At 71.4% G+C, this 23436-nt stretch carries 17 protein-coding genes and 1 pseudogene; 14 read left to right on the top strand and 4 right to left on the bottom strand.

Translation table 11 applies throughout. The features are described 5' to 3' along the window. Positions 1-6: 6 nt before the first annotated feature. The 6 genes from panC to LP52_RS18465 all read left to right on the top strand — a co-directional run bounded on the left by panC (position 7) and on the right by LP52_RS18465 (position 7563). A complete protein-coding gene (gene panC, locus LP52_RS18490; RefSeq protein ID WP_040275348.1) occupies positions 7-882 on the top strand; it encodes a pantoate--beta-alanine ligase in 876 nt (291 codons plus the stop codon). Between the two features lie 50 nt (positions 883-932). Further along, positions 933-3548, top strand: a complete 2616-nt coding sequence (locus LP52_RS18485; protein WP_040275408.1) for an L-aspartate oxidase — start codon at positions 933-935, stop codon at positions 3546-3548. Positions 3549-3580: 32 nt separating this feature from the next. Beyond that, entirely contained in the window at positions 3581-4360 is a 780-nt protein-coding gene (locus LP52_RS18480; RefSeq protein WP_040275346.1) for a type III pantothenate kinase, read from the top strand. Between the two features lie 67 nt (positions 4361-4427). Beyond that, positions 4428-5924, top strand: a complete 1497-nt coding sequence (gene lysX / locus LP52_RS18475; RefSeq protein WP_040275345.1) for a bifunctional lysylphosphatidylglycerol synthetase/lysine--tRNA ligase LysX — start codon at positions 4428-4430, stop codon at positions 5922-5924. Positions 5925-6611: 687 nt separating this feature from the next. Next, positions 6612-6863 carry a LuxR C-terminal-related transcriptional regulator gene (locus LP52_RS18470; RefSeq protein ID WP_394298214.1) on the top strand — a complete coding sequence of 84 codons (252 nt, stop codon included), beginning with the start codon at positions 6612-6614 and terminating at the stop codon, positions 6861-6863. A gap of 154 nt (positions 6864-7017) precedes the next feature. Then, positions 7018-7563 carry an amino-acid N-acetyltransferase gene (locus LP52_RS18465; RefSeq protein WP_040275342.1) on the top strand — a complete coding sequence of 182 codons (546 nt, stop codon included), beginning with the start codon at positions 7018-7020 and terminating at the stop codon, positions 7561-7563. Positions 7564-7697: 134 nt separating this feature from the next. Here LP52_RS18465 and LP52_RS18460 read toward each other — a convergent pair whose 3' ends face one another. Further along, positions 7698-11087 (bottom strand): UvrD-helicase domain-containing protein, encoded by a 3390-nt coding sequence (locus tag LP52_RS18460; protein WP_040275340.1) that lies wholly within the window; start codon positions 11085-11087, stop codon positions 7698-7700. Between the two features lie 590 nt (positions 11088-11677). Between LP52_RS18460 and LP52_RS28475 the strand changes: the two genes are divergently transcribed. The 4 genes from LP52_RS28475 to LP52_RS18440 all read left to right on the top strand — a co-directional run bounded on the left by LP52_RS28475 (position 11678) and on the right by LP52_RS18440 (position 16503). Then, entirely contained in the window at positions 11678-11962 is a 285-nt protein-coding gene (locus LP52_RS28475) for a hypothetical protein (protein WP_052810013.1), read from the top strand. 224 nt (positions 11963-12186) lie between these two features. After that, a complete protein-coding gene (locus LP52_RS18450; RefSeq protein ID WP_040275338.1) occupies positions 12187-12525 on the top strand; it encodes a histone-like nucleoid-structuring protein Lsr2 in 339 nt (112 codons plus the stop codon). A 449-nt stretch (positions 12526-12974) separates the two neighbouring features. Further along, positions 12975-15482 (top strand): ATP-dependent Clp protease ATP-binding subunit, encoded by a 2508-nt coding sequence (locus LP52_RS18445; RefSeq protein WP_040275336.1) that lies wholly within the window; start codon positions 12975-12977, stop codon positions 15480-15482. Between the two features lie 157 nt (positions 15483-15639). Beyond that, positions 15640-16503, top strand: a complete 864-nt coding sequence (locus tag LP52_RS18440) for a DUF3105 domain-containing protein (protein ID WP_157036390.1) — start codon at positions 15640-15642, stop codon at positions 16501-16503. 30 nt (positions 16504-16533) lie between these two features. Here LP52_RS18440 and LP52_RS18435 read toward each other — a convergent pair whose 3' ends face one another. Then, positions 16534-17409, bottom strand: coding sequence for an HhH-GPD family protein (locus LP52_RS18435; protein ID WP_040275334.1), 876 nt, complete (start codon positions 17407-17409; stop codon positions 16534-16536). 96 nt (positions 17410-17505) lie between these two features. On the opposite strand from LP52_RS18435, the gene LP52_RS18430 reads away from it, so the two are divergent. Then, the gene (locus tag LP52_RS18430; protein WP_238580982.1) at positions 17506-18282 is read left to right on the top strand and encodes a hypothetical protein; all 777 of its coding nucleotides are present in this window, start codon (positions 17506-17508) and stop codon (positions 18280-18282) included. A 91-nt stretch (positions 18283-18373) separates the two neighbouring features. On the opposite strand, the gene radA is transcribed toward LP52_RS18430, so the two are convergent. Then, a complete protein-coding gene (gene radA, locus LP52_RS18425) occupies positions 18374-19735 on the bottom strand; it encodes a DNA repair protein RadA (RefSeq protein ID WP_040275332.1) in 1362 nt (453 codons plus the stop codon). A 247-nt stretch (positions 19736-19982) separates the two neighbouring features. Between radA and LP52_RS18420 the strand changes: the two genes are divergently transcribed. Continuing rightward, positions 19983-20900, top strand: a complete 918-nt coding sequence (locus LP52_RS18420) for an SGNH/GDSL hydrolase family protein (protein ID WP_040275331.1) — start codon at positions 19983-19985, stop codon at positions 20898-20900. Positions 20901-20925: 25 nt separating this feature from the next. Here the strand turns inward: LP52_RS18420 and LP52_RS18415 are convergent, their stop codons facing one another. Next, on the bottom strand, positions 20926-21624 hold the full coding sequence (locus LP52_RS18415) for a class I SAM-dependent methyltransferase (RefSeq protein WP_238580981.1): 699 nt from the start codon (positions 21622-21624) through the stop codon (positions 20926-20928). A gap of 111 nt (positions 21625-21735) precedes the next feature. Here LP52_RS18415 and LP52_RS18410 point away from each other — a divergent pair, with 111 nt between their 5' ends. Continuing rightward, positions 21736-22665: a sugar phosphate isomerase/epimerase family protein gene (locus LP52_RS18410; RefSeq protein WP_040275329.1), complete on the top strand. Its 930-nt coding sequence runs from the start codon at positions 21736-21738 to the stop codon at positions 22663-22665. Positions 22666-22948: 283 nt separating this feature from the next. After that, positions 22949-23436: pseudogene (locus LP52_RS18405) on the top strand (hypothetical protein); the annotation flags it as partial.

Genomic DNA, 23436 nt, shown 5'->3' with positions numbered 1-23436 from the left:
ATCCCCATGACCGACGCCGCCCAAGCACACCGCAGCGCGCCCGCGCTCGCTCGTACGCCCGAGGAACTGGCCTGCCTGCGCCGGAGCCTGGAGGGCCGGGTGGCGCTGGTGCCCACCATGGGCGCCCTGCACGGCGGGCACCGCGCCCTGATGGCCGCCGCCCGCGAGCAGGCCGACACGATCGTCGCCAGCGTCTTCGTCAACCCGCTGCAGTTCGGGCCCGGCGAGGACTACGAAAGCTACCCGCGCGACCTCGACACCGACATGCGGGTGTGCGCCGAGGAGGGCGCGGCCCTGGTGTTCGCGCCCTCGGTGGAGGACGTGTACCCCGGCGAGCAGATCGTGCGCATCGACCCGGGCGACATGGGCCGCGTGCTGGAGGGCGAGTTCCGCCCGGGCTTCTTCGGCGGCGTGCTCACCGTGGTCAACAAGCTGTTCAACCTGGTGCAGCCGGACGTCGCCGTGTTCGGCCAGAAGGACGCCCAGCAACTCGCGCTGGTGCGCCGCATGGTGCGCGACCTGAACATGGCCGTCGACATCGCCGCGGCACCGACGATGCGCGATTCCGACAACCTCGCCTCCTCCAGCCGCAACGCCTACCTGAGCCCCGCGGAGCGCCGCAGCGCCCTGTCCCTGTCCCGTGCGCTGCTGGCGGGGGCGGACGCCTCGGTCACGGGCCCTGTCGGTATCCTCAGTGCGGCCCGCGCCGTCCTCGACGAAGCCGCCGCGGGCGAGCCACCGGTCACCGTGGACTACCTGGCCCTGGTCGACGCGAACACGTTCGCGGAGGTCCCCAACGACTTCCGCGGCGAAGCCGTGCTCCTGGTCGCGGCACGCGTCGGGCGGACCAGGCTGATCGACAACGTGCCGCTCTCCCTGTGAACCGCTTCGCGGTCGGCGGGCGCGGCACCCGGCACGAAGGAGGATCCGCGGTGTCGGAGACGCTCCCCGAACCGCCGCGCAGGCTGACCGCGCCCGATCCGGGCTGGACGGCCTCGGCCGACGTCGTGGTCGTCGGCTCGGGTATCGCCGGGCTCAGCACCGCCCTGCGCTACACCGAGGTGTCGCCGCGGGGACGGGTGGTGCTGGTCACCAAGGACCTGCTTTCCACGGGCTCGACCCGCTGGGCCCAGGGCGGGATCGCCGCTGTGACCGACCCGGCCGACGCGCCGCTGTCGCACATGGTCGACACGATCGTGGCCGGACGCGAGCTGTGCGACGCGGCGGCCGTGCGCACGCTGGTCACAGCCGGCCCCGACGCGCTGCGCTGGCTGGTCGAGCACGATACGGCCTTCGACCGCCACGACGACGGCCGCCTGGAGCTGACTCGCGAGGGCGGCCACCGCGCCCGCCGCATCGTCCACGCCGGCGGCGACGCCACGGGAGCCGAGATCGAGCGGGCGCTCATCCACGCCGTCACCGCCGACCCGCGCATCGAGGTGATCGAGCACGCCTTCGCCCCCGATCTGCTGACCGCACGCCCCGCCGGGCCGGGCGCAGAGCCCTCCGCGGCGGGCGTCACCGTCCACGTCATCGGCGAGGGCGAGCGCGGCGGCGTGGGCCGGGTTCGAGCGCGCGCCGTCGTGCTCGCCACCGGCGGCATCGGCCAGGTCTTCGCCTCCACCACCAATCCCGAGGTCTCCACGGGCGACGGCTTGGCGCTGGGCCTGCGCGCCGGAGCCCCGGCCGAGGACCTGGAGTTCATCCAGTTCCACCCCACGGTGCTGTGGCTGGGCGCGGACGCGCGCGGCCAGCAGCCGCTGATCTCGGAGGCGGTGCGCGGTGAGGGCGCGTTCCTCGTGGACACCGACGGCCACCGCTTCATGCGCGACCGCCACGAGCAGGCCGACCTCGCCCCTCGCGACGTGGTGGCCCGGGGGGCGGCCGAGGCGATGGCGCGCACCGGAGCCGACCATGTGCTGCTGGACGCCCGCGGTTTCGGCGCGCGGATGTGGGAGGAGCGCTTCCCGACGATCCTCGCTGCGTGCCGCAAGCACGGAGTCGACCCGGTGACCGACCTGATCCCGGTGGCGCCCGCCGCCCACTACGCCTCCGGGGGACTGCGCACCGACCTGCGGGGGCGCACCGGAATCCGGGGCCTCTACGCCGTCGGCGAGGTCGCCCGCACCGGCGTGCACGGCGCCAATCGGCTGGCCTCGAACTCGCTTCTGGAAAGCGTGGTCTTCGCCCATCGCGCAGCCCGGGACCTGGCCGAGCGAACCTCCGCGGACGCCGCCGAGCCGCTCGCCACAGCACCGGCCGCTGCGGCGCCCGACGGTCGCGGCGGCCTGGTCGCCCCCGCCAACGTCGCCAGGATCCGCGCAGTGATGTCGCGCTACGCGGGCGTGGTGCGCGACGAGGCGGGCCTGCGCACCGCGCTTGAGGAGCTCGCCGAAGTGGCCGCCGACCCCGCCAACGGCACGGCCGAACCCGGCACGGCCGCGTGGGAGGCGACCAACCTGCTCACGGTGGCCGCCACCCTGGTCCGCGCGGCGCTGCTGCGCGTCCGCGCCGACGGTCGGGCCGCCGCCGAGCACGGTCCGGCGGCCCCGGTCCCGGCTCGGCTCAACATCCGGGTCGGACTCGACGGGCCCGGGGAAGCGGTCGCCGCCGAGTCCGACCCGCTGGACGGTCCGCTCGGCGCCGAGCTGGAGCGTGTCGCCCGCTCGGGGAGCCACAGCGGCGGGGGCGCCGCCGGGGTGCTCCAGAGCGTGCGCGCGGCCCTGAGCGAGGACCTGAGCCTGCCCGGGGAGGCCGGCGGCCGGGGGGCCGACGTCACGACCGCCGCGACCATACCGGCCACCCAGATCCGCACCGCCGACGTGGTCGCACGCGCCGACGGCGTGCTGGCCGGGCTGCCGGTGGCCGAGCTCGTTCTCGCGGAGGCCACCGGCGGCGTCATGGAGGTCGAGCGGCACGCCGCCGACGGCGGCCGGGTGGCCCGCGGCGACGTGCTGATGAGCGTGACCGCCCGCACCCGGGACCTGCTCACCGCCGAGCGCACGGCGCTGAACATCCTCACCCACCTGTCGGGGATCGCCACCGCGACCGCGGCCTGGGTCGAGGCCGCGGCGGGCACGGACGCGCGGGTGCGCGACAGCCGCAAGACGCACCCGGGCCTGCGCGCGCTGGAGAAGTACGCGGTGCGCTGCGGCGGCGGCGTCAACCACCGCTTCGGCCTGGCCGACGCCGCGCTGATCAAGGACAACCACGTCCTGGCCGCCGGCGGCGTCGCCGAGGCCGTGCGCGCGGTGCGCACCGCGTTTCCCGGCGTCCCTCTGGAGGTCGAGGTCGACAGGATCGACCAGATCGAGCCGGCCCTGTCCGCGGGCGCCGAGGAGATCCTGCTGGACAACTTCACCGTCGAGGAGCTTCGTGAAGCCGTCCTGCGGGTGGCCGGGCGGGCCCGGCTGGAGTCCAGCGGCGGTCTGCGGCTGGTCGATGCCGCCGCTGTCGCCGCGACGGGGGTGGACTATCTGGCGGTGGGGGCACTGACCCATTCCAGTCCCGCGCTGGACATCGCGCTCGATCTTCGGGACATTCACTGAGGTCCTGCACAATCCACCAGGAGAGGCCCCAGATGCTCCTTGCGATCGACGTCGGCAACTCGCACACGGTTCTCGGTCTCTTCGACGACGAGCAGCTGGTCGAGCACTGGCGGGTCTCCACCGAGGCGCGCCGCACCGCCGACGAATGGGCCGTAGTGCTGCACGGCCTGATCAGGGGCAGCTCCGTCATCGGCAGCGGGCAGATCGACGGCATCGCCCTGTGCTGCTCGGTGCCCTCGGTCCAGCACGAGATGCGCGAGATGTTCCGCCGCCACTTCGGCGACGTGCCGGCCGTCATCGTCGAGCCCGGCGTCAAAACGGGGGTGCCGGTGCGCATGGACAACCCCAAGGAAGTCGGCAGCGACCGCATCGTCAACGCGCTGGCGGCGGTGCAGCAGTACGGCGGGCCGGCGGTGGTGGTGGACTTCGGTACCGCGACGACCTTCGACGCGGTCAGCTCCAAGGGGGAGTACGTCGGCGGCGCGATCGCGCCCGGGATCGACATCTCGGTGGAGGCGCTGTCGCGGCGGGGCGCGCAGCTGCACATGGTGGAGCTGGTCAAGCCCCGGTCGGTGGTGGCCAAGAACACGACCGAGGCGCTGCGCTCGGGCATCGTCTTCGGATTCGCCGGGCAGGTCGACGGCATCGTCGACCGCATGGCCCAGGAGCTGAGCGACGACGTCGACGACGTCACCGTGGTGGCCACCGGCGGTCTGGCGCCGATGGTGGTCGAGGAGTGCGAGACGGTGGACGTGCACGAGCCCTGGCTCACCCTGATGGGTCTGCGCCTGGTCTACCAGCGCAACTCCTGACCACGGGCGGTGGCCGGGTGGCCCGGGACGTCGGGGCCACCCGCCCCGGGCCGATAGGATTCTCACCGTGAGCGAAGGACTGGACGACTCCTACGGCGACCTGCCCGAACAGATGCGGGTCCGGCGCGAGAAGCTGGACCGCCTGCGCGAGGAGGGGATCGACCCCTACCCGCTCGGGTTCCCGCGGACCACCTCGGTCGGGGCGATCCGCGACAAACACGGGCACCTCGCCCCCGACTCGGCCGGCGGCGAGCGCGTGGGTATCGCCGGGCGCGTCATGCTCTACCGCACCGGCGGCAAGCTGTGCTTCGCCACGCTGCGTGACGCCACGGGCGACCTGCAGGTCATGCTGTCCCTGGACAGGCTCGGCGACGACGCGCTGGCGGCCTGGAAGAGCGACGTCGACCTGGGCGACCACGTGGGCGTCGAAGGCGAGGTCATCACGTCCCGCCGCGGCGAGCTGTCGGTGATGGTCGACTCCTGGAAGCTGACCGCCAAGTGCCTGCGCCCGCTGCCGGAGAAGCACAAGGGCCTGACCGACCCCGAGGCCCGGGTGCGCCAGCGCTACGTCGACCTGATCGTCAACCCCGATGCCCGCGCGATGGTGCACAGCCGCGCCGCGGCCATCCGCGCGCTGCGCGACGGGCTGCACGACCGCGGGTACACCGAGGTCGAGACCCCGATGCTGCAGCCGGTGCACGGCGGTGCGACCGCGCGCCCCTTCACCACCCACATCAACGCCTACGACCTCGACCTGTACCTGCGCATCGCGCCCGAGCTGTACCTCAAGCGGCTCGTGGTGGGCGGCATGGAGAAGGTCTTCGAGATCAACCGGAACTTCCGCAACGAGGGCGCGGACGCCACGCACAACCCCGAGTTCACGATGCTGGAGTTCTACCAGGCCTACGCCGACTACGACGTGATGGCCGACCTCACCAGCGGCCTGCTGCAGGAGGCGGTGCGCGCCGCGTTCGGCGGCACCGTGGTCGAGCGGGACGGCGCCGAGTACGACCTCGGCGGCGAATGGCCGTCCGTGCGCCTGTACGACGCGGTCTCCGAGGCGCTGGGCGAGGAGGTCACGCCGCGCACTCCGGTGGAGTCGGTGCGCAAGCTCGCCGACGCCCGCGGTGTCGAGTGGAGCCCCGATTGGGGCCAGGGAAAGCTGACCGAGCACCTGTTCGAGGAACTGGTCGAGCACACCCTGCAGCAGCCCACGTTCGTGCGCGACTTCCCGCTGGAGACCAGCCCGCTGACCCGGCAGCACCGCGACGACCCGCTGATCACCGAGAAGTGGGACCTGATCGGGTTCGGCATGGAGCTGGGGACCGGCTACTCCGAGCTGGTCGACCCCGTCGAGCAGCGGCGCCGCCTGACCGAGCAGTCGCTGATGGCCGCCGGCGGCGACCCCGAGGCGATGCAGCTCGACGAGGACTTCCTGCGGGCGCTGGAGTACGGCATGCCGCCCTCGGGCGGTGTCGGCGTGGGCGTCGACCGGCTCCTGATGGCGCTTACGGGCCGCAACATCCGTGAGACCGTCCTTTTCCCCCTGGTCAAGCCGGAGTGAGCGCAGCGGCACCCGGCTGGTGGCCGGGTGCCGCCCCACCACGATCTCGTTGTCGGATCGTGATGTTCCTGGAATTCGGGAAACCCCAGGTCAGGGACCGTGTGGCGAAGAGTGGCGGATGAGGGGTGCCCGTCTCCGGCGGGGTTCGGTGGAACCACCGGTATGAAGGTTATTTTCGCAGGTCATTCTCGTCTTTGAGGTTTCCTCAGGGGACACCTCGGTGACCAGCGATGGCCGAGACGTTACGCGCGGTAGTCAAACCGACCTTGACGGGCCGTTCGCATCGGCCTAGCGTTTCAAATCGAGCGGAGTTCTACTCCGCTGGTTTGCCGTAGTGGATCGACATGACGGTGAGTGAGGATGGCTGGGCACGGCTTGGCCGGGCTCGACCATCCTTGGCCGTGTGCGCCCACGTGCGGTCTGTCCGTCCCAGACCGCACCGACCGGGACCGCGCACTCCCAGCTCACCGGGGCGTCCGCCCTTGTGCCAGAAGGGCGCGTCGCACCGGAGCCGGGAGGCGGTACCGGGGAACGTCGGCGTCCGCGTGTCCAGAGGTGTGCGCCTCCGGCCGTCGGAGGTCTCTGCGGCGACGAGTTGATGTTCCGCACTCACCACGGATGAGGGAGGACGGAGTGGAACAGGCCACACTCGTACGTCGTACCGCGAAGGACCCCGGTACCCCGCTGATGCGGGAGGGGATCGCGCCGGCCCCGGTGACGGTCCCCGACCCGGGGAAGAACTTTCCGGTCAGTCTGACCGACGACGAACTCCAGTTGCTCGCCGAGATCGCCACAGGGGTGACGACCGACGTCGCCGCGCGGCGGCTGGAGCTGAGCGCGCGCACCCTGCGCCGCCGTCTCCGCGCCATCTGCGACCAACTGGGGGTCAACACCCCCATCGAGGCCGTCGTCTGGGCGGCGCGCAAGCAGCTGATCTAGCCAGTCGAAGAAGGATCCGACCGCACCATCCGGCTGAACGCCCCCTGGATGAACCGACGCCGCGGCGCGCCGCCCCGTACCGCCTCTCGCGGACGGGGCGGTGGGCTGCGCTTCGTAGCCGCACGGCACCGCGGACCAGTAGTCTGGCGGGGAAATGCCCGCAACCCAGGTCACCGTCCGCCGCGCCCGCACTCGCGACGTCGTGCACATCCGCCGGCTCGTCGACTCCTTCAGCGGGGAGCGCCGCGTACTCACCAAGAGCACGGTCAACCTCTACGAGGACGTCCAGGAGTTCTGCGTCGCCGAGATCGGCGAGGGTGCTGAGCGCTCCATCGTGGGCTGCGGTGCGCTGCACGTCCTGTGGGAGGACCTCGCCGAGGTCCGCACCGTGGTCGTCGACCCCGTCGCTCAGGGCCGCGGAGTCGGCCACGGCATCGTCTCCGCGCTGCTCGACCGCGCCCGCGAGCTGGGCGTGCGCCGCGTGTTCTGCCTGACCTTCGAGACGGAGTTCTTCGCCCGGCACGGTTTCGAGCCGATCCAGGGCGCACCCGTCTCGCCGCGCGTCTACGAGGAGCTGCTGCGCTCCTACGACGAGGGCGTGGCCGAGTTCCTGGACCTGGAACGGGTCAAGCCCAACACCCTGGGCAACACCCGGATGCTGGTCCATCTCAACGAACCCGGCACCCCGCGCTCCCGCTAGGGCCTGTTCCTCCGTTGATCTTGTACTTACGGTCACATGTGATCGCTCACAATGACCGTAGGTACAAGATCAACGCTGATGCGTAGAGGACCTCGGCGCCGCGGATTCCGCACCCTCCGCCCGCGGGCCCCGCCTCACAGCAGGCGCATCTGCCGGTCGCGCGGCCGTTTGCGCACGGCGGACTCCTCGTCCACGGGCATGGTCAGACCGGCGTCGAGCGCATCCAGGAACGGCGACGGTGCGGTATCCGAGGCCGTTCCGCGCCGAGTGCGCCGCCGCGCCCGCGAGAGATAGAGCCGCTGCTGTGCGCGGGTCATCCCGACGAAGAACAGCCGCCGCTCCTCGTCCTCGCCGGCGCCAGAGGAGATGCGGCCCTCGCCCGGAAGCCGGAAAGGCAGCAGCCCGTCCTCGCAGCCCACCAGGAACACCACGGGAAACTCCAGCCCCTTTGCGGCGTGCAGCGTCAGCAGGGCCACCCGGTCGGCGCGCGGGTCCAACGCGTCGACCTCGGCGCCCATGGCCAGCGCCGACAGCAGCTCGGAGAGGTCCTCTCCGCACTCGGCGGCCAGGGGCCGCACCAGCTCGCCCGCCGTGCGCAGGTCCGTGCACAGCTCCTCGTCGCCGGCGTGCCGCTCGCACAGCAGCGCCACCGCCGAACGCACCTGCTCGACCAGCGGTCCCTGGGCGTGATGGGCCAGCTCGTCGGCGACCATCCGCACGCCCGGCCGCGCCAGCAGCCGGTCGTGCGAACGCTTCTGGTACGGCACGCCCGCGGTGTTGAAGGCGCGCATGATCGCCTCGCTCTGCGCGTCGGTGCGGTAGAGCACGCAGAAGTCGCTGAAGGACAGGCCGCCGTCGCCGTCGCCGGTCACCCGGCCGCTGTCCAGCGAGTGCCAGGAGGTGCCGCCCAGCAACCGGTCGATCGAGCGGGCCACGAACGAGGCCTCGGCCTTCTCGTCGGCGGCCGTGTGCAATCCGATGCGCGGCGGGTCGGAGAAGTCGCCGACCGCCCGCAGCTCCCGGCCCGGCAGCAGCGAGGCGGGGGCGATGGCGTGGACCGCGGCGTCGACGATCGTGGCATTGGAGCGGTAGTTGCGGCCCAGCCGCACTGTGGCGGCGCCGGGGAAGTCGGCGGTGAAGCGCAGAAAGAAGCCCACATCGGCGCCGCGGAACCCGTAGATGGCCTGGTCCGGGTCGCCGATGGCGGTGAGGTTGCCGTCAGGGGCGGTCAGCAGCCGCAGCAGCGTGTACTGCCGCTCGTCGACGTCCTGATACTCGTCCACGCTGATCCAGGGCCAGCGGCGCCGGTAGTGCTCAGCCAGCTCCGGGTCCGCGCCGAGCAGGCGCACCGGCAGCGCGACGAGGTCGGTGAAGTCGACGAGGTCCAGCTCGCGCAGTCGGCGTTCGTAGGCGGCGTCCTCCTCGGTCGCTTCGTCGGAGTCGCGCCGGTCCAGCAGCCGCCGCCCCTCCTTCTCGGAGCCGGCGACCACGGCGGCGATCTCCCGCTGCTGCGCTGTGTCGGCGATGCCGAAGTCCGCGGAAAGCCCGGCGCGCTCGTACTGCTCGCGCAGCAGGAGCAGACCCAGGCGGTGGAACGTGGCGACGGTGAGGTCGCGGGCGCGCTCGCCCAGCAGGTCGCCCAGCCGCTCGCTCAGCTCCTCGGCGGCGCGGCGGGTGAAGGTGATCGCCAGGAACCCGGCCGCGGCCACGTCCTGCTCGGCCACCAGATGGGCGATGCGCCGGGTGAGCGTTCGGGTCTTGCCGGTGCCCGGGCCGGCGACGATCAGCAGCGGTCCGCCGGGGGCCTCGGCCGCGGCGCGCTGCTGGGGATCGAGTCCGTCGAGCACGCTGCGCGCCGGGGGAGCGGCGGTGCAGGCGCCGTCGGGGAACAGCGGAGGGGAGTCGGCGGCCGGCGCCCCGTGCGCGGCGGGAGAGGGCGCGTACGCGGGCGCCGAGACCGTCGCTGCGGACCCGGCGGAGGTTCCGGCGTCCACGGCGGGTCCGGCGGCCGCCTCAGGCACCAGGACGGCAGCGCGCGGCCCGCTGGGACCGCCGTCCTCGCCGCCCTCGGACCCGCCGCCGTCGCGTTCGCCTGCTTCGTGCCGGCCGCCCTCGGGCCCGGTTCCCGCAGCGTCGCGGGCGCCGCCGTCCGGCTCCGCGCCGCCGCGCGGGGGCGGCTTCTGCGCCGTCGGGCCGCCGGATGCGGGCCGGGGCGCCGGCGACGGGCCGGCCAGGTCGTCGGCGTCGAACAGGGCCGGCGCGGAGTCGGAGCTCTTCAGCTCGCCGGGTTCGAACATGTGGATCCTGCCGTACTCGCCGTCGTAGCCGGCATCGCGCACGACGGCGCCCGCCCGGAGCCTGGTGACCGCCTCGCCCAGCAGGGTGCCGCCGACCCGGGCCACCTCGTCGGTGGGCGCGGTGGTCAGGATGTCCAGTTCCGATCCCAGCTCGCCCACCAGCCGACCGACCTCGCCCCGCACCCGCTTGCTCTTGGGGCCCACGCCGACGATCTCGCTGACGATCTCGGGCAGCGGCACCAGGCTGGTGAAACCGGCGGCACCGGAGGGGCGGTGGCCGACGGGCCGGTCGGCCAGCTCGAAGACGCGGTGGGAGACCCCGACCGTCAAGGGCTTGCCGCAGACCGGGCAGCGCCCGCCGTGGTCGCGGGTGGCGTCGGGTTCCAGGCGCACCCCGCATTTGCGGTGGCCGTCGAGATGGTATTTGCCTTCCTCGGGGAAGAACTCGACGGTGCCGCGGAATCCGTCGCCGGTCTCCAGAGCGCGGCGCACGGCGTAGTAATCGAGGTCGGTGTCGAAGCGCGTGGCCTCGCGGGCGAGCATCGGCGGCGAGTGCGCGTCGGAATTGCTGACCTGCGTGTAGGTGTCGAGCGACGACACCGTCCAGTTCATCTCCGGATCGCTGGAGAGTCCGGTCTCGACGGCGAAGATGTGCTCGGCGAGGTCGGCGTAGCAGTCGCCGACGGCGTCGAATCCCGATTTCGAACCGAGAACGGCGAACCACGGGGTCCACACGTGGGCCGGCACCAGATAGCTGCCCGGGTCGCTGGCGAGGGTGATCTCCAGCAGGTCGCGTGAATCCAGGCCCAGGATGGGGCGCCCGTCGGAGGCGAGATTGCCGATCCTGGCCAAATCGGCGGTGATGGCCTCTGCCGCCTCCATCGTGGGCGCGTAGAGCAAATGGTGCACCTTTCGGGTCCGTTCGCCCCGCTTATAGATGGTGGAGATCTCCACGGACAGCATGAAGCGCACCGGATTCCGGCACGCCGGCGGCAGAGTGCGCAGGACCTCGGCTTCGATATCAGGGGTCAGCCGGAACAGTCCCGGCTCGGCGGGCACGAGTTTGGTGCGCAACTGCTCGCGCCAAGCGGGGTGAGTGAAATCACCGGTGCCGACCACTGCGATGCCCTTGCGCGCGGCCCACCACGCCAGGTGCTCCAGGTCGCAATCCTTGCTGCAAGCCCGCGAGTACTTGGAGTGAATATGCAGATCTGCGTGGAACTCCACGGTGAGGTCCTCTCAATGCCCACAGTGACCGGGCCGCGCAAGCGTAAGGGGGACGCGCGGGAACTCCCGCCGGCGCGCAGCCGCCGATGCCGGACTCGCGGTCGGGGGGCCACGGTCCCACAAACGACGCGCGCCTTCGAAGCCTATGCCGACCTGGCCGGGGGATGCGTATCCGGCCAGGTAATGTGTGGATTGCGGAGATCTGCGGTGCGGCGTCCAGGGCTTCTTCGCCGCCGCCTCCGCCTGGCGCGACGCCGATCGATATGCCCGATCCGTTCGCGGATCCAATCACGGCGGCGGTCGGCTACGAACCGCCGTCTTTTCAATGGCGATTCGGTTGCGGTCGACTCGGCGGAGGGGCTCCGCGACACCTCCGCCGTGCCCGGAACCCCTTATACGACGGGCTTTTGGAACTCGGCTAAAGCCGTCCCGCGGGGGCGGGTCCATACAGGTGCGAACGGTGTCTATGATGTCGGAGTCAGCTCCCGTTGAATGAGCGGGTGCCGCGGCCGGTCACCGATCCGAGTCGGCGGCGTCCCTCCGTGGGGTAATTGCTGCATAAAGTGACATCAAGGAAGGGTGTGCGCTCGATGGGGGACGTTTTGGCGGCGCTGCTTCCCCCGGCTGTGGTCGCGGCCGTCTTCTGCACGTTCGTGGTGAAGCTCCTCCGTAAGGAGATGGCGCCGAGAACGTCGGACGGGCGGCTCGCGAGTGAAGCTGATGCGAGCAGCACGGCATCCGGCAGGGGAACTTCGAGTACCGCGACGGCGTCGCGTCCTGAGGCGGACGGCGCCGCGGCGGAAGGCCGGGCAAAGAGCGCAGAGGGTTCCGGACCGGAAGTTCCCGGCGATGGTACGGAGCGCGCCGACGGCTAACCGGCATGCGCACGAATGGAAGCGGCGCGCCTGAGGCGTTAACGGCCGCGGGCCCGGGGAGGCGCGGGGTCGTATCGGCCGTCGAGTCGGGATTTGCTCCCCGCACACGGCCGGGGCATAGGCTGGCCGGGATTTCGATCGCGCGGAGAATTGTCTTCGGCGTTCTTCCGGGATAGCTTTATATTCAGGTGCCATCGCACCGCTCTGCTGGAAAGGTTCTATCTATGGCACAAAAGGTTCAGGTGCTTCTCGTCGACGATCTGGACGGCGGCGAGGCCGAGGAGACCGTTTCGTTCGGGGTCGACGGTTCCGCCTACGAAATCGACCTCAGCGCCGACAACGCCACCAAGCTGCGCGAGGCTCTGGCTCCCTACGTCGAGGCGGCCCGCAAGGCCCCGTCCAAGAGCAGTGGGCGCGGCGGCAAGCGCCAGCAGCGCAACGCCCCCAGCCGCGAGCGCAGCGCCGAGATCCGTGCGTGGGCCAAGGCAGCGGGAAAGCAGGTCAACGAGCGCGGCCGGATCCCGGCTGCCATCGTGGCCGAATACGAGGCCGCCCAGCGCTGACCCCGACGGCCGGCGCCGGTGTGCGAGTGGCGGTTGCGCGGAGCTCTTTCGGACCCGGGAGACCCGCGCAAGGCCATTACTGCCGGGCCGGTCGGCGGCGGCCGGTGTTCGCTCAGAGCAAATATGCGCGCGAGAGCATGTTCACGGCCCGTGTGCCCTCGATATACCAGGGTGCACGGGCCGTTCGCTTGCGGCGTAGCCGGAACACGGACCCCCTGATAGGTAGTTGGATGAGGATGAACGCCCTATCGTCGGGGAAAGTCTCCGGCACGGGAGGCGGGCAGCCTCCTTCCGTGCGGATGTGTTCGTCGGGCGCGCCGCGACGTCGGCCGCTTGGTGGACCGGTGCGGCAGCGCCTCCACGGGGCTTTCCCCTGAGGGGCCGAAATGCGGAAAGCGAGGGTCGGAACTTCCGTCCCTGCCTGACCGCTCTGTGAGGAGCGACGAGACATGTTCGAGAGGTTTACCGACCGCGCGCGGCGCGTGGTGGTCCTGGCCCAGGAAGAGGCCAGGATGCTCAACCACAACTACATTGGTACAGAGCACATCCTGCTCGGCCTCATCCACGAGGGTGAGGGCGTCGCTGCGAAGGCTCTGGAGAGCCTGGGAATCAGCCTCGAAGCGGTTCGGCAGCAGGTAGAGGAGATCATCGGTCAGGGCCAGCAGGCCCCCTCCGGCCACATCCCCTTTACCCCCCGCGCTAAGAAGGTTCTGGAGCTCTCCCTCAGGGAAGCCCTGCAGCTCGGGCACAACTACATCGGCACGGAGCACATCCTGCTCGGCCTCATCCGCGAGGGCGAGGGCGTGGCCGCCCAGGTGCTGGTCAAGCTCGGCGCCGACCTCAACCGGGTGCGCCAGCAGGTCATCCAGCTCCTGCACGGCTACCAGGGCAAGGAGCCCCAAGCCACGGGTGCCTCCTCGGAGTCCACCCCCTCCACCTCGCTCGTGCTGGACCAGTTCGGGCGCAACCTCACCCAGGCGGCGCGCGAGAGCAAGCTGGATCCGGTCATAGGGCGGGACCAGGAGATCGAGCGTGTGATGCAGGTGCTGTCGCGCCGGACCAAGAACAACCCGGTGCTCATCGGCGAGCCCGGTGTCGGCAAGACCGCCGTCGTCGAGGGGCTGGCTCTGAAGATCGTCAAGGGGGAGATCCCCGAGACGCTCAAGGAGAAGCAGCTCTACACGCTCGACCTCGGCGCCCTGGTGGCCGGCAGCCGCTACCGCGGTGACTTCGAGGAGCGCTTGAAGAAGGTCCTCAAGGAGATCCGCACCCGCGGCGACATCATCCTGTTCATCGACGAGCTGCACACGCTGGTGGGCGCGGGTGCGGCCGAAGGCGCGATCGACGCGGCCTCGATCCTCAAGCCCATGCTGGCGCGAGGCGAGCTGCAGACGATCGGCGCGACGACGCTGGACGAGTACCGCAAGCACCTGGAGAAGGACGCGGCCCTGGAGCGCCGCTTCCAGCCGATCCAGGTCGACGAGCCCTCGATCTCGCACACGATCGAGATCCTCAAGGGCCTGCGGGACCGCTACGAGGCCCACCACCGGGTGTCGATCACCGACAGCGCCCTGGTGGCCGCGGGCCAGCTCGCCGATCGCTACATCAGCGACCGGTTCCTGCCGGACAAGGCGATCGACCTCATCGACGAGGCCGGTTCGCGGATGCGCATCCGCCGCATGACCGCGCCGCCGGACCTGCGCGAGTTCGACGAGAAGATCGCCGACGTCCGCAAGGACAAGGAGTCGGCGATCGACGGCCAGGACTTCGAGAAGGCGGCGTCGCTGCGCGACGACGAGAAGAACCTGCTCAACCAGAAGGCGCAGCGGGAGAAGGAGTGGAAGGCCGGCGACATGGACACGGTCGCCGAGGTCGGTGAGGAGCTCATCGCCGAGGTCCTGGCCACCGCCACCGGCATCCCGGTCTTCCGGCTCACCGAGGAGGAGTCCTCCCGGCTGCTGCGCATGGAGGAGGAGCTGCACAAGCGGGTCATCGGCCAGGAGGACGCCATCAAGGCGCTCTCGCAGGCCATCCGGCGCACCCGCGCCGGCCTGAAGGACCCCAAGCGCCCGGGTGGTTCGTTCATCTTCGCCGGCCCGTCCGGCGTGGGTAAGACCGAGCTGTCCAAGACGCTGGCGGAGTTCCTCTTCGGCGACGAGGAGGCGCTGATCCAGCTCGACATGAGCGAGTTCATGGAGAAGCACACCGTCTCGCGGCTGTTCGGCTCGCCTCCGGGCTACGTGGGTTACGAGGAGGGCGGTCAGCTCACCGAGAAGGTGCGCCGCAAGCCGTTCTCCGTGGTGCTGTTCGACGAGATCGAGAAGGCCCACAACGACATCTTCAACTCGCTGCTGCAGGTCCTGGAAGAAGGGCGCCTCACCGACGCCCAGGGTCGCAACGTCGACTTCAAGAACACCGTCATCATCATGACGACGAACCTCGGCACCCGCGACATCTCCAAGGGCGCGGCCATGGGCTTCGCCCGCGAGGACGACGAGCAGACGAACTACGACCGGATGAAGGCCAAGGTCCAGGAAGAGCTCAAGCAGAACTTCCGGCCCGAGTTCCTCAACCGCGTCGACGACGTCATCGTCTTCCACCAGCTCACGCAGCGCGAGATCATGGACATCGTCGACCTGATGGTCAACGCCCTGGATGAGCGGCTCAAGGACCGCGACATGGGGCTGGAGCTGCGCCCGGCGGCCAAGAAGATGCTGGCCGAGCGCGGTTACGACCCCGTGCTGGGCGCCCGGCCGCTGCGCCGGACGATCCAGCGCGAGATCGAGGACCAGTTGTCGGAGAACATCCTCTTCGGCCACCTCAAGCCCGGCCAGATCGTGGTGATCGACGCCGAGGGCGAGGGGACCGACGGGAAGTTCACCTTCAGCGGCGTGCCCAAGCCCGACTCCGTCCCGGACACTCCCGCTGTGGAGGAGAAGGCCGGATCGAACGAGTAGAGCCCGAGCCGGGCGGGTGAACCCGGCGCCGTAGCGCGAACGGTAACCAAGGGGGCGGTCCTTCGGGGCCGCCCCCTTCGGTGTGCCGGGGCTGCCGTGCGAGGGGTGCGGCGTGCGCGACGTGCCGTGTGCGGCGCCGCCCGATAAGGTTTCGGCCGTGGTTCATCCCGAAAGCAATCCTCCGCACCAGCGCCCCTCCGGCGGCGCTGAGCAACCGCAGGGCGGACCCCCGCCGCCTCCCCCGCAGGGCGGTGCCGTGCCGCCTCCCGGCCACGACGGCTACGGCCCGCAGCCGGCGCAGCCGCCGGGTCCGCCCGGCCAGTACGGCCCGCCTCCGGGGCAACCGCCTTACGGCGGCTACGGGGCCTGGCCCCCGCCGGCCGGCGGGGCTCCCGAGAAGGGGTCCTCGGCCACGCTGTGGTGGGTCCTGGGGGCCGCCGCGCTCGTGCTGGTCCTGGTTCTGACCGGCGGCGGCGTGGCCGCCTACGTGATGCTCGGCGACCTCGGCGACTCCGGCGACTCCGGCGCCGCCGGAGGGGCGCCGCAGCCCGGCCGCGTCGAACCCGGCGACATCGAGGGCGTGCGGACCTTCGCCGACGTGTCCCGCGAGCACACCGAGGACCCGGTCTCCTACGACGTCTATCCGCCGCCCGGCGGCGAGCACCACCCGGTGTGGCAGAACTGCGGCGTCTACAGCCGGGAGCTGGTACCCGAGCACGTCGTCCACTCCCTGGAGCACGGCGCCGTGTGGATCAGCTACCGCGAGGACCTACCCGGCGGCCAGGCGGAGGAGCTGGAGCGGCTCTACGAGCAGGGCGACTACCTGATCGTGAGCCCCGCGCACCCCCGCCAGCAGGAGGACATCGTCGCGGTGGCCTGGGGCAAGCGGCTCGTCGTCGAGGACCTCGGCGACGATCAGAGCCTGATCGACTTCCTCAACACCTACGTGCAGGGTCCGCAGACCCCCGAGCCGGGGGCGCCCTGCACCGGAGGCACCGACGAGACCATGCAGGCGGCCTGACGGGCGGGCGGTCCCGCCCGTCAGGACCGGTCAGTTCGGCAGGGCGTAGGTGCCGTCCTCCAGGGGATCCACCAGACCGTCGGCCACGAGCGCGTCGAGCGCCCGCTCGCGCTGCACCGGCTCCTGCCAGACCACGTCCAGCGCCGACTTGGGCACCGGCGCGGGCGACTCCCGCAGCACGGCCAGCAGGCGGCCGCGTACCTGCCGGTCGGTCCCCGCATAGGTCTGGCCGCGCCGCGGCGGGCCGTCGTAGGCGGGCTTGCCCGCCAGCCGCCACGCGCACTGCGCGGCGATGGGGCAGTCGGCGCACGCCGGCGAGCGGGCCGTGCACACCAGCGCGCCCAGCTCCATCACCGCCACCGCCCAGCGGGCGGCCACGTCCGGATCCGCCGGCACGAGCGAGCCCGCCAGCTCCGCCTCGGCCTTGGTCTGGGTCTTGGGCGGGTACTGCACACCGGTGTGGGCGCGCGCCAGCACCCGCCGCACGTTGGTATCGAGTACCGCGTGCCGCTGGCCGAACGCGAAGCTGGCCACAGCGGCCGCGGTGTAGGCGCCCACGCCCGGCAGCGCGAGCAGGTCGGCGTGGGAGGAGGGGACCTCGCCGCCGTGCCGCTCGACCACGGCGCACGCGGCCGCGTGCAGGTTCAGCGCCCGCCGCGGGTATCCCAGCCGGTTCCACATGCGCACCGCCTCGCCCGAGGGCTCCGCGGCGAGGTCGGCGGGAGTGGGCCAGCGCTCCATCCACGCCTCCCAGGCGGGAAGCACCCGTGAGACGGGGGTCTGCTGCAGCATGATCTCGCTGACCAGGATCGACCAGGGGGTGGCGTCGTCGCGGCGCCAGGGCAGATCGCGGGCATTGGTCTCGTACCACGCGAGAACGGCTGTGCTGTAAGGGTTGTCGAACATGTCAATCGATGTGCGGATCGGCGGGTTGAGTAGGTGTGGCGCCGGGAAACCCGGAATACTACGCCTATGGCGTCAAGTGCTGGACAACCGGGGCCGGTGAGTCCCGAAACATATTGGAGAAGGCGTGTCTTCGTGCTGGTGGGGCTCTTCGTCGTCGTAGCCCTGATCACCTACGCGTGCACGCGGCCCTCGACGGACGACGGCGATGAGGCCTCCGGCACGTCTCCGAACCCGACGCCTGAGGAGTCATCGCCGCCAAGTGTCTCACCTTCGGAGTCCCCCGAGGCCTCCCCCAGCGCTTCCGCCGGTGTCGGCGAGGACGGCGGTGGCGGCGAGGGCGAGGACGCCGAGGGAGGCGACGGCGGCTCCCAAGACGGCTCCGGCGACGGAGGCGGGGGCGACTCCGGCGACGAGTCGGGGGGCGGATCCGACGGCGGATCCGGCGGCTCCGACGGCCATGCCGCCCCCGAGGAGCCCGGCGACCCCTGCCGGCCCTCCGACGTGGTGGTGACCCTCGAAACCGACAAGAGCGACTACGCGTGGGACGACAAGCCGAAGTTCAAGCTGACCCTGGTCAACACCGAGGATCAGACCTGCACCGTCGACGTGGGGCCCGAGAGTATGGAGTTGCGCGTCACCTCCGGTGACGACCGCGTGTTCTCCACGGCCGACTGCGCCGACGGCTCCGACAGCGACAAGCAGAAGCTCCAGCGCGGCGTGCCCGACACCACGACCGTCACCTGGAACCGCAAGCGCTCGTGGAAGGACTGCCCCGACAAGGACGTCACGGCCAAGCGCCCGGGCACCTACGTGGTGCGGCTGCACAGCGAATACGACCAGGGCGCCGAACCGCAGGTGTTCCGGCTGAACTGACCCCCGACGCGACCGCGAGCGCCGACCGGCGGGCCCGGTCGGCGCTCGTTCGTTTCGGCGCCGTTCACGGCGCAGCGGCGGCGGACGCCACTCAGCTCGGCTGCGGCGCGGTGAACGCCGAGCGCAGCGCCGCGCCGACGTCGTCGACGCCCACGACCTCCAAGCCCTCGATCGGCTCCTCGCTGTTGCGCGGCACGATCGCCCGGGTGAAGCCCAGCCGCTGCGCCTCGACCAGCCGCCGCTGCACGCCGGTGACCGCCCGGACGTCGCCGGCCAGGCCGACCTCGCCTATGGCCACCAGGCCCCGCGGCAGCGCCTCGTCGCGCACCGAGCCGGCCACCGCCAGGGCGAGCGCGAGGTCCACCGAGGGTTCGCCCAGCCGCACGCCGCCGACGGTGGAGGCGTAGACGTCGGAGTTGGCGATGCGCACCCGGGCGCGGCGCTCCAGCACCGCCATCACCATGTTCACCCGCGCGGAGTCGAGCCCGGAATTGGCCCGGCGGGGCTGGGGCAGGTTGGAGGAGGCCACCAGCGCCTGCACCTCGGCGATCAACGGCCGCCTGCCCTCAAGCGTCACGGTGACGCACGTGCCGGGGACGGGTTCGTTGCGGCGGGTGAGGAACAGGCCGCTGGGGTCGGGCAGGCCGAGGATGCCGGAGTCGGTGAGTTCGAAGCAGCCGATCTCGTCGGTGGGGCCGTAGCGGTTCTTCACGGCGCGCAGCATGCGCAGTTGGGAGTGGCGGTCGCCCTCGAACTGCAGCACGACGTCGACGAGGTGCTCCAGCAGTCGGGGACCGGCGATGGAGCCGTCCTTGGTGACGTGGCCGACCAGCACCGTGGGGATGTCGCGTTCCTTGGCCAGCCGGATCAGCGCGCCCGCGACCTCGCGGACCTGGCTGACGCCGCCGGGCACGCCGGCCACGTCGGGCGAACTCATGGTCTGCACCGAGTCGACGATCAGCAGCGAGGGCGAGACGGCGTCGACGTGGCTGACCAGCGAGGCCACCGAGGTCTCCGACGCCAGGTACAGGTGCGGCGACAGGGCCCCGAGCCGGTCGGCACGCAGCCGCACCTGGCCGGTGGACTCCTCGCCGGTGACGTAGAGCACCGGGGCGGAGTCGGCGCACAGCGCGGCGACCTCCAGCAGCAGCGTGGACTTGCCCACGCCGGGCTCGCCCGCGAACAGCAGGACGCCGCCGGGCACCACGCCGCCGCCGAGGACGCGGTCGAGTTCGTCCAGGCCGGTGGGGACGGCGTGCGCGCTCTCGACGCTGATCTCGGTGATGGGGCGGGCGGCGGTGGTGACCCGCGCGGGGGCGATCACGGTGGAGGTGGGTGCGCCGGCCTCCTCGACGGTGCCCCACGCCTGGCACTCGCCGCAGCGCCCGACCCACTTGAGGGTGGTCCAGCCGCATTCACTGCAGCGGAAGGTGGTCTTCGCAGCCTTGGCCATGGCTGCACCGTAGCGTCCGGCGCAGACATCGCCGACCGGTCCTGGCGCGCCTGGGGAAGCCGCCGACCATCAGAGACACTCTGAGTTATCTTCGATTGCAGAGAGTCGCTGACCGGTTGCGGTCAGGGAGGTCGACTCCGCGGATGCGTGCGGTCACATTCGAGGTCGGCCCACTCCGCGATCCCATCCGCGCCCGTTCCGCCTCCGGACGACCCGTGATCCGCCCGCCCGCACCCAGGAGCCGCCCGTGTCCGCATACAGTGCATCTCGCCGCCGCGCCCCGGTCTACGCGCTCGCCGGGGCGCTCGTTCTCACCGCCACAGCCACCGCCGCACCGGCCGGAGCCGACACCGACGGCGGCGCCGAGGGACTCGCCGCCGAATACGTCGCTCTGGGCGACTCGTTCACCGCCGGCCCGTTCATCCCGTCGCCCTACGGCGACCCCGCGCTGTGCCTGCGATCGCGCTCCAACTACCCCAACCGGGTGGCCGAGGCGACGGGCGCGTCCGAGTTCACCGACGCCAGCTGCATCGGTGCCGAGACCGACGACATGGCGGCCCCGCAGGGGCTCGGGCTTGCCACCAACCCGCCCCAGCTGGACGCGCTGACCCCCGAGACGACACTGGTCACCCTGGGCATCGGCGGAAACGACCTCGGCTACGCCGAGATGGCGATCACGTGCCTGACGCTGGCGGCCACCGACCTGGACGGCGCCCCCTGCCGCGACCACTACACCGGTCCCGACGGCGACAAGCTGCGCGACCGCCTGCCCGAGGCGGGCGAGAGCGTCGGCGAGGTGCTGGAGGCCGTGGGCCGGCGCAGCCCTGATGCGACGGTCGCGGTCGTGGGCTACCTGGAACTGCTTCCCCGGGAGGAAGCCTGCCTGCAGGCCCCCTACGCCGACGGCGACATCGAGTACCTCTACGGCGTCTGGGAGGAGCTCAACGCGGTGCTCGAAAAGGAGGCCGCCGACGCGGGAGCCGTCTTCGTCGACACCTCGGGACCGGGCCACGACATGTGCGCGCCGGCCGATCAGCGGTGGGTCGAGGGCATCTTCCCCAACCGCCCCGCGGCCCCCGTGCACCCCAACGCCGCCGGCATGGCCGAGGTGGGCGACAGGGTGCTTGAGGCCCTGGGGGTACAGCAGGACAGCCCGCAGGTCTGAGCCCCACGCGGCGGGGCGGGGCGGGTCAGTACTCCTTCCACCACAGGTTGAGGGCGTAGTCGACCTCCAGGCCCGGGTGCTCGGCGACGACCTCGTCGGCCACCTGCGGCGACAGCTCGATGCGCACGACCGCCTCGAAGTCGGCGCGGGTGGCGAAGCACCAGCGGATCGTCAGGGGAGTGCGCTGGAAACCCTGCCGGACCCAGAACCGCTCGACCCGCTCGGGATCGTAGTCGGGCAGGAACCGGCGGAACCAGCCGCCGAAGGTGCTGCGGGTGGCGTCGTTGTCGATCACGAATGCGACGCCGCCCCGCCGCACGACACGCCGCAGTTCGGCCAGCCCCGGTTCGCAGCCGGGACCGAAGAAGTACGCCAGGCGCGCGTGGGCGACGTCGACCGAGGCGTCGGGGACGGGCAGCCGCTGGGCTACGCCGGTGCGCACCTCGACCCCCGGAAGCCCCGCAGTGCGGGCCTGTGCCGCCCGCGCCAGCCGGGCGTGCGGCTCGACCCCGGTCACGCGCGCGGCGTCGCGCGCGAAGCGGGCAAGGTGGTAGCCGTCGCCGCAGCCGATGTCGAGCACGTGGGCGCCGGCCGTGCCGCGCACGGCGCGCATCGCCGCGTCGACGACCCCGTCCGGGTCGGCGGCCTCGTTCTCCAGTTCGTAGACGTGCGGGTGCCGCCAGATGTTGGGGCTGGGAACGGCCCCCTCCAACGCTGCTCTCACCCGGGGAAGGATAGGGACCCGAGGGCGGAACCGCATCGCAGACCCCCGTGTGCGCCGCGCCCGCGCCGTGTGCCGATCAACTCGGCCGCGACAGCGCATAGTCTTGGTGGAGTGAGTTCCGTCCAGGTCCCAGACGCGCCGGTCGTGCTGTCGACGGCGTCCGTCTACCCGGAGAAGACCCCCGCCGCCTTCGAGATCGCCGCCAAGCTCGGTTACGACGGCATCGAGGTGCTGGTCTCCACCGATCCCGTCAGCCAGGACGTCGACATGCTCCGGCGGCTGTCGGACTACCACGGCGTTCCCATCCTCGCGGTGCACGCACCGTGCCTGATCTTCACCCAGTGGGTGTGGGGCCGCGAGCCGTGGGGCAAGCTGATCAAGTCCAAGGAGATGGCCGAGGCGCTGGGCGCGCGGACCGTCGTGGTGCATCCGGCCTTCCGCTGGCAGCGCGAGTACGCCCGCGACTTCGAGACCGGCATCAGCCGGATGCAGGAGGAGACCGACGTCGTCTTCGCCGTCGAGAACATGTACCCGGTGCGGATGCGCGACCGCGAGGTCGTCCCCTACGCCCCGAGCTGGAACCCGATCGAGCGCGACTACCCCGACGTCACGCTGGACCTGTCCCACGCGGCCATGTCCCACTCCGACGGGCTGGAGATGGCCAAGCGGCTCGGCGACCGGCTCTCGCACGTGCACCTGACCGACGGCACCGGTACGCAGAACTTCGACGAGCACCTGATCCCCGGCCGCGGCACCCAGCCCTGCGCCGACCTGCTGGAGCATCTGGCCACCACCGGCTACGGCGGGCAGATCGTGCTGGAGGTCAACACACGCAAGGCCGCCGATTCCGAGACCCGTCACCTGGAGCTCGCCGAGGCACTGGCCTTCACCCGCTTGCACTTCGCCGGAGTCAGCACCGACCCGGTCGCGGACGGCGGCCCTCGACGCGAGCGCACCACTCTGCTGCGCGAGACCGCCGAGTCGGCGCCGCCGCGCACCTTCGCGGTCTCCGCCGAAGGCACGGTGGCCCAGACCGGCTGAGCGCCCGTCCGAAACCCGGCCCTTTCGGCGGATCCGGGTCACCGGCGGCCGTGGCTCGACCGGCGCAGGCGACGCGGCCTGCGAAGGCCGCGGGTGAGAGATCGATCGCTCCGGGTGTTCCGGGTGCGGGTGTTGTGCAGATGTGACGTTTGCGGGTGTCCGAAAAGCCCTGGCCAGCGATATCTTCACTCGGGTCACTCCCGTCCCCCCGCTACCGCCTCAGGCGGAGACGTGTGAGTCGCGACAGTCATGTCCGTCCCCCGTACTCGCGAAGAGGACTCACTTGTCACACGGCTACCGGCTGAAGAACACCGCGCGCCTCGCCGGAGGTGCGCTCCTCATCGGATCCGTCTCGCTCGCCCTGGGCGGTACCGCCACCGCGGACGTCAGCGCGTTGAACGGCGGCCACAAGGGCAACAACGGATCGATCAAGGTCCACGAATCGACCACCGACGAGTGGCTGAAGAAGAACGAGCCGCACGTCTGCGAGTTCTATCTCGTCGGCAACGGGTTCGATTCCGCTCAGGAGGTCTCCTGGAAGGCCGTCGAGTGGAAGCCCACCGGCGACAACACGACGGTCGCCGAGGAGGGCACCCTCGTACTCGACGAGAACGGCCACGGCCGCACCGACGACATCGGCCTGACCGACGGGCACTACAAGGTCACGTGGGAGTTCGAGGGCAAGCCGCAGCTCAAGGGCAAGAAGCACAAGGTGCTGTGGGTCGGCTGCGAGGACGACGACGCGACTCCGCCGCCGGACGACGGCGAGTC

This window comes from Streptomonospora alba, assembly GCF_000826685.1.
Taxonomy (GTDB): Bacteria; Actinomycetota; Actinomycetes; order Streptosporangiales; family Streptosporangiaceae; genus Streptomonospora; species Streptomonospora alba.
Note: the sequence above shows the minus strand (reverse complement) of the source record. Positions and strands in the feature narration are given on the sequence as shown.

Bases quoted from the DNA above. Each gene is read 5' to 3' on its own strand.
- LP52_RS18445 (WP_040275336.1), top strand. From the start codon at position 12,975: ATGTTCGAGAGGTTTACCGACCGCGCGCGGCGCGTGGTGGTCCTGGCC.
- LP52_RS28475 (WP_052810013.1), top strand. From the start codon at position 11,678: ATGGGGGACGTTTTGGCGGCGCTGCTTCCCCCGGCTGTGGTCGCGGCC.
- LP52_RS18480 (WP_040275346.1), top strand. From the start codon at position 3,581: ATGCTCCTTGCGATCGACGTCGGCAACTCGCACACGGTTCTCGGTCTC.
- radA (WP_040275332.1), bottom strand. From the start codon at position 19,735: ATGGCCAAGGCTGCGAAGACCACCTTCCGCTGCAGTGAATGCGGCTGG.
- LP52_RS18435 (WP_040275334.1), bottom strand. From the start codon at position 17,409: ATGTTCGACAACCCTTACAGCACAGCCGTTCTCGCGTGGTACGAGACC.
- LP52_RS18450 (WP_040275338.1), top strand. From the start codon at position 12,187: ATGGCACAAAAGGTTCAGGTGCTTCTCGTCGACGATCTGGACGGCGGC.
- LP52_RS18465 (WP_040275342.1), top strand. From the start codon at position 7,018: ATGCCCGCAACCCAGGTCACCGTCCGCCGCGCCCGCACTCGCGACGTC.
- LP52_RS18470 (WP_394298214.1), top strand. From the start codon at position 6,612: ATGCGGGAGGGGATCGCGCCGGCCCCGGTGACGGTCCCCGACCCGGGG.
- panC (WP_040275348.1), top strand. From the start codon at position 7: ATGACCGACGCCGCCCAAGCACACCGCAGCGCGCCCGCGCTCGCTCGT.